The sequence below is a fragment of the Bradyrhizobium sp. sGM-13 genome, from assembly GCF_018398875.1.
Lineage (GTDB): Bacteria > Pseudomonadota > Alphaproteobacteria > Rhizobiales > Xanthobacteraceae > Bradyrhizobium.
Map to the genome: position 1 here is coordinate 366909 of NZ_JAGWDK010000001.1, position 11984 is coordinate 378892.

An 11984-nucleotide genomic window follows, 5' to 3' on the forward strand; every position below is an offset into this window, starting at 1 on the left:
ACGCCATGAACAAGCACGTCACACCCAAACTCAACCGCCGCACCTTCGTGATCGGCACCGCTGCCGCCGGCGCCGGCCTCGCACTCGGCCTCGATATTCCCTTCGGCGGACCGAAGGTCGTTCGCGCAGCCGATGGCTCACCAGAAGTTAATGTCTGGGTGGTGATCCGCCCCGACAATACGACCGTGGTTCGCGTCGCCCGCTCGGAGATGGGCCAGGGCACCCTCACCGGCCTCGCCCAACTCGTCGCTGAAGAGCTCGAATGCGACTGGTCGAAGGTCGTCACCGAATATCCGACACCGGGCCAAAGTGTCGCACGCAAGCGCGCCTGGGGCGATTTTTCGACGGGCGGCAGCCGCGGCATTCGCTCCAGCCAGGACTATGTCCGCAAAGGCGGCGCCACCGCCCGCGTGATGCTGATACAGGCCGCCGCGAACGAGTGGAAAGTGCCGGCATCGGAATGCACCGCCGCCAACAGCATCATCACCCACACGCCGTCGGGCAGGACCACGACCTACGGCAAGGTGGTGGAAGCCGCCGCAAAGCTCGAGCCACCGGCGGACGTCAAGCTGAAGGATCCCAAGGACTGGAAAATTGCCGGCAAGGGATTGAAGCGACTCGACACCGTCGAGAAGACGACAGGTGCGATGATCTATGGCGCCGACGTCAAGCTGCCGGGCATGCTCAATGCCGCGATCAAGGATTGTCCTGTCTTCGGCGGCAAGCTGAAAAGCTACGACGAAGCCAAGATCGCCGGCATGAAGGGTATCAAGAAGGTGGTGAAGGTCGGCGACAGCGCCGTCGCCGTCGTCGCCGACACCTGGTGGCACGCCAAGACCGCGCTCGACGCGCTACCGATCGCCTGGGACGAAGGCGAGAACGCCAAAGTCTCCAGCGAGTCGATCGCCAACTGGCTGGCCGAAGGCCTCGACAATGCCCAGCCGGCCTATATCGGCAACCAGAATGGTGACGCCAAGGCTGCGATTGCCTCCGCCGTCAAGAAGGTCGAGGCGGTCTACAACTATCCCTACCAGAACCACGCCACGATGGAGCCGATGAACGCCACCGCGCTCTATACGCCGGACAAATGCGAGGTCTGGTGCGGCACGCAGAACGGCGAAGCGGCATTTGCCGCCACGCTGGAGGCGTCGGGACTGCCGGCCGAAAAATGCGAGGTCCACAAGCTGATCCTCGGCGGCGGCTTCGGCCGCCGCGGCATGACCGATTACGTCCGGCAGGCGGTCCTCATCGCGAAGGAGATGCCGGGCACGCCGGTCAAGTTGTTGTGGTCGCGCGAAGAGGACATGGCGCAAGGCAAGTTTCATCCGGTCACGCAATGCAAGATGACCGGGGCCTTCGATGCCGATAACAATCTCACGGCGCTGCATGTGCGATTGTCCGGCCAGTCGATCCTGTACACGGTGCGTCCGGCAGCGCTGGTGAACGGCATGGATACGGCTGCATTCCAGGGCTTGAGTCCTTCCGGCGACGCGGCGATCGGCTACTCCGTGCCGAACCTCTTGGTCGAGCATTCCATGCGCAATCCGCACGTTCCACCCGGCTTCTGGCGCGGCGTCAACGTCAACCAGAATGCCATCTACATGGAATGCTTCATGGATGAGCTGGCGCATTCGGTGGGCCAGGATCCGGTGGAATTCCGCCGCAAGCTGATGAGCAAGCACCCAAAACACCTCGCCGTGCTCAACGCCGTGGCCGAGAAGATCGGTTGGGGCAAGCCCGCGCCGCAAGGCGTCTATCGCGGGATCGCGCAGGTGATGGGCTACGGCAGCTATGTCGCGGGTGCCGCGGAAATCTCGGTCATCGACGACGGCAAGATCAAGGTGCATCGCATAGTCGCCTCGACCGACCCCGGCTACATCGTCAACCCGGCGCAGGTCGAGCGGCAGATTGCCGGCTCGTTCGTCTACGGCCTGTCCGCCCTGTTCTACGGCGGCTGCACGGTGAAGGACGGCAAGATCGAGCAGACCAACTTCGACACCTACGATTCAATGCGCATTGCCGCGATGCCGAAGGTGGAATGCGTCATGGTGCCGAGCGGCGGCTTCTGGGGCGGCGTCGGCGAGCCGACTATCGGCGTCGCCGCACCCGCGGTGCTCAACGCCTACTTCGCGGCAACCGGCAAGCGGATCCGTTCGGTCCCGCTGAAGGACCAGAACATCACGTTTGCCTGACAGTAACGGGCGGCGGCCTCTTCGGCCGCCGCTCGCTTATCGAGAGATTTCTGATGAAAGCCTTGCGTGCCGTCATCGGGCTGGCAACGGTCATGGCGTCGAGCCTGCCGGTGCTTGCGGCTTCCGATCCCCCGCCCGGCGCGGCATCCTGCTCCGGCTGCCACTCCCGCGGGGTGACCGGTTCGTCCGTTTCGCGGCTGAACGGCCGCGACGCCGGCGAGATCGCGACCGCGATGGCTGGATTTCGCAACGGCTCGCTTCCCGCTACGGTAATGAACCGCATCGCCAAGGGCTTTTCCGACGATGAGTTGCGCGCGATCGCCGCGTGGCTCGCGGCACAAAAATAAGGGGCCGCCAGCATGGGCGTAAGCCGTCGCATCAGCCGCCGGAAGTTCTGTAGCGCCAGCGCGGCCGCCGCAGTGACGGCCTTGGCGTCTCCGCTGCCCGCGTTGGCGCAATCCGCGGCGCGCATCATCGTGATCGGCGGCGGCTTCGGCGGTGCGAGTTGTGCGCGCGCGCTGAAACAGATCGATCCGAAATTGCAGGTCACGCTGGTCGAGCCGAACCGGACCTTCACCGCCTGCCCGTTCAGCAACAATGTCATCGCCGGACTGCGTTCGATCGAGGAGCAAAAATTCGGTTACGACAAGATCGCCGCCAGCGGCATCACGGTGGTGGCGCTGGAAGCAACGACCATCAATGCAGCGGCGCGGACCGTGGGGCTCGCCGACGGCACCTCGCTCGCCTACGACCGGCTGGTGCTGTCTCCCGGAATCGAACTGCGTTTCGACGCCCTGTCGGGCTACGACGAAGCCGCCGCAGCGAAGATGCCGCATGCCTGGAAAGCGGGCGAGCAAACGCTGTTGCTGCGCAAGCAGCTCGAGGCCATGGACGATGGCGGCCTGGTGGTGATCACAGCTCCCGCCAACCCTTTCCGTTGCCCGCCGGGACCTTACGAACGGGCCTGCCTGATTGCGCATTATCTGAAGACCAAGAAGCCGCGTTCGAAGCTGATCATCCTCGACGCAAAGGACGCGTTCTCCAAGCAGCGCCTGTTTCAGAACGCGTGGAAGGAGCTTTACCCGGGGATGGTCGAATGGGTATCGCTATCGCAGGGCGGCAAGGTGAATGCCGTCGATCCGGCAACCAACACTCTGATCACCGATTTCGGCAATCACACCGCCCAGGTGGCCAACGTTATTCCGCCGCAACGGGCCGGCCGCATCGCGGCTATTGCGGGCGCGACCGATAACACCGGCTGGTGCGCGATCGATCCTGTCACTTTCGAATCCAGATCGGCCCCGAACATCCATGTCATAGGCGACGCCTGTCTCGCCGGCGCGATGCCAAAATCCGCATTCTCGGCGAATGCGCAGGCCAAGACTTGCGCAAACGCGATTGCCACATTGGTCGCCGGCCGATCGCCAGCCGCGCCGAAGCTGATCAATACGTGCTACAGTCTGGCAGCCCCCGACTATGGCATCTCGATTGCCGGCGTATACCATCCGAAGAATGGATTACTTGCCGACGTTGAAGGCGCCGGCGGCGTTAGTCCGCTGGAGGCGTCACGCGATTTCCGCGCCCGCGAGGCCGATTATGCGCAATCCTGGTTCGCGACCATCACGGCGGAAGTCTTTGGCTAGACGCACCTACCGCATGTTGGATCCGATTCTTGCTGGAGTCCTCCTCGTGCTGCCCGGCTGCGCCGCCGCAACGGAACTTCGCAGCTATGCCGTCATTGGAGATGCCATTCCGCAGTCGCTGACGGGCACGGCCGGCGATGCGACGCGCGGCCGCGCCCTCGTCGTCGAACGTTCCAGCACTTGCATCCTGTGCCACAACGGCCCATTTCCCGAACAGAAGTTCCAGGGCGACCTGGCGCCTGATCTTTCCGGTTCCGGCAGCCGCTGGTCCGAAGGTCAGCTTCGGCTTCGGCTGGTGGATGCTTCTCGTCTCAACGAAGAGACGATCATGCCGTCCTATTACCGCGTTGACGGCCTCACTCGCGTCGGGACGCTGTGGCGCGGTAAGCCGATCCTGTCGGCCGAACAGATCGAGGATATCGTGGCGTATCTCGCAAGCTTACGCGAATAGGAAGGTCCGATGCATCCACCATCGAATTCGACACGCCGCCAGTTTCTCGGCCTCGCCGGAGCGGCAGCCGTGCTTGGCACGGCCCCCGTCGTCACGCTTCGGCCTGCCGAGGCGACGCCCGAGAGGCTCGCTTCCGCCATCCGCAACGTCACCGGCGGCGCCGCGGTGAAGACTGGCAAGGTCAAGCTCGAGGTGCCGCCCTTGGTCGAGAACGGCAACACCGTGCCGTTGACTGTGAGTGTCGCCCACCCGATGGCGCCGGAGGACCACGTCAGCAGCATCCACGTTTTCAACGAGAAAAATCCGCAGCCGAACGTCGCCAACTTCCACCTCGGCCCTCATGCCGGCCGCGCGCAGGTTTCGACCCGCATTCGCCTCACCGACAGCCAGAAGGTCGTCGCGATCGCCAAGCTCTCGGACGGGTCATTCTGGTCGGCCAGCGTCGACGTCGTGGTGACACTGGCGGCCTGCACCGAGGAGGTGATCTGATGGCTTCCGCGCTGATCAACGTTCCGGCCAGAGCCAAACGCGGCGACATCATCGAGATCAAGACGCTGATGTCGCACATCATGGAGTCAGGCTATCGCCATAAGGCGTCAGGTGAAGCTGTGCCGCGCGACATCATCACGAGCTTTACCTGCCGCTTTAACGGCGCTGAAATCTTCCGCGCCGATCTGTTCCCGGCGATCGCCGCCAACCCGTTCTTCTCCTTCTTCACGACCGTGACCGAAAGCGGCAAGTTCGAGTTCGAATGGATCGGCGACAAGGGTTTTTCTGAAACTGCATCCGCCTCGATCTCGGTCGAATGAGATTTTTGGGCGCCATAGCCGCCACATTGCTGGTGGTGGGCGCCGTCGGCGCAGCCGAGATCCCGCAAGCCGACCGCCGTTCCGGCTACAGCTTCATGAAGCCGGACACAAAAACCATGCAGGACGACGACACTGCTAATCCCGGCATGCTCTGGGTGCTCAATGGCGAGACACTGTGGAACCGCAAGGCGGGCGCCGCCGACAAAGCGTGCGCCGATTGCCATGGCAATGCACGCGCAAGCATGAAGGGCGTGGCCGCCCGCTACCCCGCGTTCGACAAGGCAACCGGCCGCCCCATCGATCTGGAACAGCGCATCAATTCGTGCCGTACCAACCACCAACAGGCGACGCCGCTGGCGTTCGAGAGCCGCGAGCTGCTGTCACTGACAGCCTTTGTCGCGCGGCAATCACAGGGCGTTCCGATCGAAACCGGAGCCGACCCGCAGCTCGCGCCGTTCGTCGCCAAAGGACGCGAGCTCTACATGCAGCGGCAGGGCCAGCTCAATCTCGGCTGCACCAACTGCCATGACGACAATTGGGACAAGCGGCTCGCCGGCGCCGCGATCACACAAGGACACCCGACCGGCTACCCGCTCTACCGGCTGGAATGGCAATCGCTGGGTTCGCTGCAGCGCCGCCTGCGCGCCTGCATCACCGGCATCCGCGCGCAGGCCTATGATTACGGCGCGCCGGAACTGGTTGAACTGGAATTGTACCTGATGTCGCGAGCGCGCGGGATGGCGATGGAAGCGCCGGCGGTGCGGCCTTAGCTCCTCGTGGTGCGGAGCGCGTAGCGGGTCTCCTCACTACAAAGCCCGGAGACAAAATCGCGAAAACAACCCCATGCAAAGTAGAGCGACCCCGGCTCGCAGCACTCGCGCTGCTTGTCGGGACACGTTTGTCGTCGTAGCGCTTTACCGCTCCGCGAACGCCTTCTCGACCACGAACTGGGCCGGCTCGCCGTGATTGCCTTCGACAAATCCCTTGCCGCTCAGCAGCGCGCGCGTATCCGTCACCAGCGCAGGGCTGCCGCAGATCATGACGCGGTCATGGGCCGGATCGAGCGAGGCCAGCCCGATGTCGGCGAACAGCTTGCCGGAAGTGATCAAGTCGGTGATGCGGCCGCGGTTGCGGAAGGGATCGCGGGTCACGGTCGGATAATAGATCAACTGGTTGCGAACATACTCGCCGATCAGCTCGTCGTTCGGCAGCTTTTCGGTGATCATCTCACCATAGGCGAGTTCGGCGACGCGGCGGCAGCCGTGCAGCAGCACCACCTTCTCGAACCGTTCATAGGTCTCGGGGTCCTTGATCACGGAAAGGAACGGCGCCAGCCCGGTGCCGGTACCGATCAGATAGAGGTTGCGGCCGTCCTCGAGGTTATCGATGACCAGCGTACCGGTCGCCTTGCGGCTGACGATGATTTCGTCGCCCTGCTTTTAGTGCTGGAGCCGCGAGGTGAGCGGGCCATCCGGCACCTTGATCGAGAAGAACTCGAGCCGGTCCTCGTAATTGGCGCTGGCGACCGAGTAGGCGCGGAGCAGCGGCTTCTCGCCGACCTTCAGGCCGATCATCGTGAATTCGCCATTGCGGAAACGGAACGAGGGATCGCGCGTGGTGGTGAAGCTGAACAGCGTATCGGTCCAGTGATGAACGCTCAGCACGCTTTCCTGGTTGAAATTGCTCATCGCACCGTTCCTTGATTTACAAGCCGGATTGACCGGCTAAATCATTCGTATACGATCATTCGTATACAAACGAATAATCCAGCTTGATCCGGTCGTCAAGCCGGGCAGAATGTCCGGCGAAGGCATTGAACCAAAAGGAAAAACCATGGCCCACGACGCACCCCAGGCGACCGGTCCGAGCAAGCTGGTGATCCGCAATATCGGACTCGTGCTATCGGGGGCTTTGGAAAAGCCGATCCTGGATGCCGACACGATCGTGGCCGAGAACGGCAAGATCACAGCCATCGGCCGCTTCAAGGACTGCAATACCGAGGGCGCCACCACGACAGTCGATGCCAACGGCACCACCGTCGCGCCCGGATTGATCGACAGCCACGTCCATCCCGTCGCCGGCGACTGGACGCCGCGGCAGAACCAGGTCAACTGGATCGACAGCTACCTCCATGGCGGCGTGACCACCATGATCTCGGCCGGCGAGGTCCACATGCCCGGCCGCCCGCGCGACGTCGTAGGCCTGAAGGCGATGGCGATCTTTGCGCAGCGCGCGTTTTGGACGCTGCGGCCAGGCGGAGTGAAGGTGCATGCCGGCGCGCCGGTGATCGAATGCGAAATGGTGGAGGACGACTTCAAGGAGATGGCCGCGGCCGGCGTCAAACTGCTCGGCGAAGTCGGCCTCGGCGGTGTCAAGGACGGCCCGACCGCGCGCAAAATGGTCGGCTGGGCGCGCAAATACGGCATTCAAAGCACGATCCACACCGGCGGACCTTCAATTCCCGGCTCCGGCCTGATCGACAAGGACGTGGTGCTGGAAGCCGACACCGACGTGGTCGGTCATATCAATGGCGGCCATACTGCGCTGCCCGACGACCAGATCCGCTGCATCTGCGAGGGCTGCAAACGCGGGTTGGAGCTGGTTCACAACGGCAACGAGCGCTCGGCGCTGTTCACGTTGCGCACCGCGCGCGAGATGGGTGACCTCCATCGCGTCATCCTCGGCACCGACGCACCGGCCGGCTCCGGCGTACAGCCGCTCGGCATTTTGCGAATGGTCTCGATGCTGTCCTCTCTCGGCGAACTGCCGGCCGAACTCGCCTTCTGTCTTGCGACCGGCAATACCGCGCGCATGCGCGAACTCGATTGCGGAATCATCGAAATCGGCCGCTCCGCGGACTTCGTCCTGATGGACAAGGCCCAGCATTCCCCCGGCAAGAACATTCTGGAGAGCGTGCAACTCGGCGACCTCCCCGGCATCGGCATGACCATCATCGATGGCATCGTCCGCACCCAGCGCAGCCGCAATACCCCGCCGGCGGGGAAAGTGCCGGAGATCATCGTCGGGCATTGACGCTGGTTGAGGGCTCGATCGCACCCGGGCCAAAATTTAAGGTAATGCCTCGAAAGCGATGAACCAGTTGCCGGCCTGCCCCGTCCAATACGGGCTGGCTGCTGCAGCCTGCGTCCTGTCACGACCTAAACTCGCCGTGCTAGTCGCCATTGTTCACGCAATCGCGAGGATCTTGGCGGGTCGATGCCCGGCCTGGCTCGTTGCCGGTATGAACTGGATCACACTCATTCTCGTGTTCTCGTGTTCTCATGGGGGTCCATTGCCGTACCAACCAGCGTGGAACCCGCCCTGCTGCTTGCGGCCAACAGCCACCATGGTACGCTGCAGGTGCTGGAAAGATTGCTTGCCTCACACTGTATTGACAGTTGGGAGCCAATCCAAGCATGGCCCAAATTCGTGACATCAAGTCAGGCCGACCGGGTGAGCGATCGCCCGAGCCAATGCCACGCCGCCTTGCGGCCATCGTGGCAGGCGACATCGCCGGTTACAGCCGTCTGATGCAGATCGACGAGGAAGGAACGCACAATCGCGTCAAGCGGATCGAGCGCGATCTCATCGAACCCAGCATCAGGGAACACCATGGCAGGCTGGTCAAAACCACGGGCGACGGCTTCATCGCCATTTTCGACAGCCCGGTCGAAGCGGTCCGAGCCAGCATCGTGATCCAGCAAAATCTGGTTGGCCGCAATGCGTCACTGCCCAAGCATCATTGGATCGAGTATCGGATTGGCGTCAATCTTGGCGACGTGATTATCGAAACCGACGACGTTTATGGCGACGGCGTCAACATTGCCACGCGGCTTGAGGGCATAGCCCATCCTGGCGAAGTCTATATCTCCGGCGGCATTTATGAGCAGATAAAGCATAAGCTGGTTTGCGGATACGAGTCGCTCGGTGATCGAAAGGTCAAGAACATCACCGATCCCGTTCGGGTCTACCGCGTGCTTCCCGACCCCTCCGCCCTTAACGCATATCGGAACCGGCGCGAACGCGTCCTGATCCTCTTGCTCTGCATCGCGATGCTGACCATTGCGATCGGTTCTCTCTGGTACATGTTCGCACCGGCTCGCAAGGCTATAAATCAGGCGTCGGCTCCCGTTTCATCTCCGGCGGAAGCGCCGAAGGCGCCTGCGCCTGCCGCAAAACAACAAGCGCCGGCGCCCCAACCTTCTCCTTCCGTAGCGCCGAAGCAACAAGAGGCGGCGCCGCTACCGCCGCCGGCGTCTCCCGCCGCACCCGAGACTCCGCCGACGTCGCAAGCCGCTGCACCGGTTCGAGAACCCGAGATGATTTCGCTTCGGGGCGGTAGCTTCGCCATGGGCAGCAACGAAGATGCTTCGGAAAAGCCGGTCCGTCAGGTAACGGTCAAGCCATTTGCGATGGGGAAATTTCCCGTCACCGTGCAGGAATGGAACGCATGCGCCGCCGCAAAGGCATGCGGATTCACGGCAGCCGGAAAGGCCGATGCGCCTGTTACAAACGTAAGCTGGAGCGATGCCAAGCAATACGTCGCGTGGCTCGCGGAAACCACCGGAAAACCATATCGACTGCCGAGCGAAGCCGAATGGGAATATGCCGCGCGCGGCGGCACGCAGAGCCGATACTGGTGGGGCGATCAGTTTCAGCCCGGCATGGTCAATTGCAAGAACTGCAGCGACATTCCAGTCAGCGACCAGCCGGTGAAGGTCGGCAGCCTCAAGCCAAATCCTTTCGGGCTGTTTGATATGGGCGGCGGTGTCGATCAATGGGTCGAAGATTGCTGGCACAGAAATTATCAGGGCGCGCCGGGAGACGGGTCAGCATGGGTCGAGAATGCATGTTCCTCGCATGTCATCCGCTCCGGCTCATGGAGAAAGGACTCAGGCTATGCCCGCGTATCAAACCGCGGCAGCTATGATACCAACGTGCGGTACCCCACCCACGGTTTCCGCGTCGCGCTATCTCTCAAGTAGTCTTAAGAGGGCGGGTAATGAAGTTCATGCAGTGGATCGCTCTCTCAGCAGCGCTCACTTGCCTGCCGTTCGCCGCGTACGCTCAAGGCAAGCCCGCGCACAAGGAGGCCCTTCTCTATTTCATTTGGCCGCAGAACGGCGCCGTCATCAAGGGCGCATTCTGGTGCCGCTTTGGTCTGCGCAACATGGGCGTCACGCACGCCGGCGATAATTACCCGAACAGCGGTCATCACCACCTGCTGATCAATGTGAATGAGCCGCTCAATTCCAATGAGCCGATTCCGCAGGACAAGTCACATCTTCATTTCGGCGCCGGCCAGACCGAAGCCCGAATCGAGTTGCCACCGGGCAAACATACGCTCCAGCTCGTGCTGGGCGATGCCGAACACTATCCGCACGTTCCTCCGGTGGTCTCGCAGAAAATTACCATCACGGTCAAATAGAGCGGAACTCTCTCCGCCGCTTTTGATCATTTGGAATTAGGCAAACAGGGAGGCAGTACGATGAACATTCGGCCCGATCCCACGTTTCACGCTTCACCCAAGCTTGCCATGGAAGCTCCGCCAGAGAGCTTCGCCTACACCGTGCTGCTCAGCCCGGATGCTTCAAAGCCGGACGCCCTCGCGGTGATCGATGTCAAGCCGGGCTCCTCGACCTACAGCCAGATCGTCCACACCGTGACGATGCCCAACAAGGGCGACGAATTTCATCATTTTGGCTGGAACGCCTGCTCGTCAGCGCTATCGCCGCTCACCGGGCATGCCTTTCTCGAGCGCCGCTATCTCATCATCCCCGGCATGCGATCGTCCCGCATCTATATCGTCGACACCAAGCCCGACCCCACCAAGGCGGCGATACACAAGATCATCGAGCCTGAAGAGATCTTCAGGAAGACCGGATATTCGCGGCCCCACACCGTTCATTGCGGGCCTGAAGGCATTTACATCTCTACGCTCGGCGGCAGCGGCAAGGAGGGCACTGACGGGCCGCCTGGCGTCTTCATCATGGATTGCGAGACGTTCGAGGTGCTCGGACGGTGGGAGCTCGATCGCGGTCCGCAACAACTGCATTATGACTTCTGGTGGAACCTGCCGCGCGACTACATGGTGACAAGCGAGTGGGCGCTGCCGCCGCAGTTCGAGAACGGGATCGTGCCGGAAGATCTACTTTCCAACAAATACGGCCATCGGATCCACTTCTGGGATCTGCGCGCCCGGCGCAATGTCCAAACCATCGATCTCGGCGCCAACCATCAGATGGCGCTGGAGGTACGTCCCGCGCATGATCCCGTGCGCGAATACGGCTTCCTGGGCGTCGTGGTCGACACCACCAATCTCGAGGGCTCGATCTGGACATGGTGGCGCGAGGGCGGCAAGTTTCACATCGAGAAGACGGCGACGATCCCGCCCGAGCCTGCAGCAAAGGAGCAACTGCCGCCGCTGCTGCAAGGGTTTGGCGCCGTGCCGCCGCTGGTCTCGGACATTGACCTGTCGATGGACGATAAATTCCTCTACGTCGCCTGTTGGGGCACCGGCGAGATGCGTCAATACGATGTCAGGGAGCCGCGAAGGCCGAAGCTTGCCGGCTCGGTTCACATCGGCGGGATCGCACGCCGTACGCCGCACCCGAACGGCAAGGCGTTTGCAGGCGGCCCGCAGATGGTCGAGATCAGCCGCGACGGCAAGCGGGTGTACTGGACCAACTCGCTGTACTCGACATGGGACGACCAGTTTTATCCCGATGGCGTCCCGGGAGCCATGGTGATGGCCAATGCAAAGCCGGACGGTGGTCTCGAACTGGCGAGCAACTACTGGGTCAACTTCCCCGACGGCTACCGCGCGCACCAGATCCGGCTCGACGGCGGCGACTGTTCGACGGATTCGTTCTGCTATCCGTCGGTTTGA

Annotated in this window: 11 protein-coding genes and 1 pseudogene; 11 read left to right on the forward strand and 1 reads right to left on the reverse strand. The window is 62.4% G+C overall.

The window, feature by feature from the left end; translation table 11 throughout:
• Positions 1-5: 5 nt before the first annotated feature.
• Genes KJQ96_RS01755 through soxA form a run of 7 tightly spaced genes read left to right on the forward strand, consistent with a single transcriptional unit; the run spans position 6 to position 5865 of the window.
• Entirely contained in the window at positions 6-2192 is a 2187-nt protein-coding gene (locus KJQ96_RS01755; protein WP_213284972.1) for a xanthine dehydrogenase family protein molybdopterin-binding subunit, read from the forward strand.
• 53 nt (positions 2193-2245) lie between these two features.
• On the forward strand, positions 2246-2539 hold the full coding sequence (locus KJQ96_RS01760) for a c-type cytochrome (protein ID WP_213284973.1): 294 nt from the start codon (positions 2246-2248) through the stop codon (positions 2537-2539).
• 12 nt (positions 2540-2551) lie between these two features.
• Positions 2552-3835, forward strand: coding sequence for an NAD(P)/FAD-dependent oxidoreductase (locus tag KJQ96_RS01765; protein ID WP_213284974.1), 1284 nt, complete (start codon positions 2552-2554; stop codon positions 3833-3835).
• 13 nt (positions 3836-3848) lie between these two features.
• Positions 3849-4286, forward strand: coding sequence for a sulfur oxidation c-type cytochrome SoxX (soxX, locus tag KJQ96_RS01770; RefSeq protein WP_249733597.1), 438 nt, complete (start codon positions 3849-3851; stop codon positions 4284-4286).
• A gap of 9 nt (positions 4287-4295) precedes the next feature.
• Positions 4296-4775 (forward strand): SoxY-related AACIE arm protein, encoded by a 480-nt coding sequence (locus tag KJQ96_RS01775; protein ID WP_213284976.1) that lies wholly within the window; start codon positions 4296-4298, stop codon positions 4773-4775.
• Complete coding sequence (soxZ, locus tag KJQ96_RS01780; RefSeq protein WP_213284977.1) at positions 4775-5095, forward strand: thiosulfate oxidation carrier complex protein SoxZ; 321 nt, start codon at positions 4775-4777, stop codon at positions 5093-5095. The genes KJQ96_RS01775 and soxZ overlap by 1 nt, the downstream gene beginning before the upstream one ends.
• Positions 5092-5865, forward strand: coding sequence for a sulfur oxidation c-type cytochrome SoxA (soxA, locus tag KJQ96_RS01785; RefSeq protein WP_213284978.1), 774 nt, complete (start codon positions 5092-5094; stop codon positions 5863-5865). The genes soxZ and soxA overlap by 4 nt, the downstream gene beginning before the upstream one ends.
• 144 nt (positions 5866-6009) lie before the next feature.
• Here soxA and KJQ96_RS01790 read toward each other — a convergent pair.
• Positions 6010-6783, reverse strand: a pseudogene (locus KJQ96_RS01790) (ferredoxin--NADP reductase).
• 145 nt (positions 6784-6928) lie between these two features.
• Between KJQ96_RS01790 and KJQ96_RS01795 the strand changes: the two are divergent.
• The 4 genes from KJQ96_RS01795 (at position 6929) to KJQ96_RS01810 (ending at position 11984) form a co-directional block, all read left to right on the forward strand.
• Positions 6929-8128, forward strand: a complete 1200-nt coding sequence (locus KJQ96_RS01795) for an amidohydrolase family protein (protein ID WP_213284979.1) — start codon at positions 6929-6931, stop codon at positions 8126-8128.
• A gap of 383 nt (positions 8129-8511) precedes the next feature.
• On the forward strand, positions 8512-10080 hold the full coding sequence (locus KJQ96_RS01800; RefSeq protein ID WP_213284980.1) for an SUMF1/EgtB/PvdO family nonheme iron enzyme: 1569 nt from the start codon (positions 8512-8514) through the stop codon (positions 10078-10080).
• A gap of 17 nt (positions 10081-10097) precedes the next feature.
• Positions 10098-10523: a DUF4399 domain-containing protein gene (locus KJQ96_RS01805; RefSeq protein ID WP_213284981.1), complete on the forward strand. Its 426-nt coding sequence runs from the start codon at positions 10098-10100 to the stop codon at positions 10521-10523.
• A gap of 60 nt (positions 10524-10583) precedes the next feature.
• On the forward strand, positions 10584-11984 hold the full coding sequence (locus KJQ96_RS01810) for a selenium-binding protein SBP56-related protein (protein WP_213284982.1): 1401 nt from the start codon (positions 10584-10586) through the stop codon (positions 11982-11984).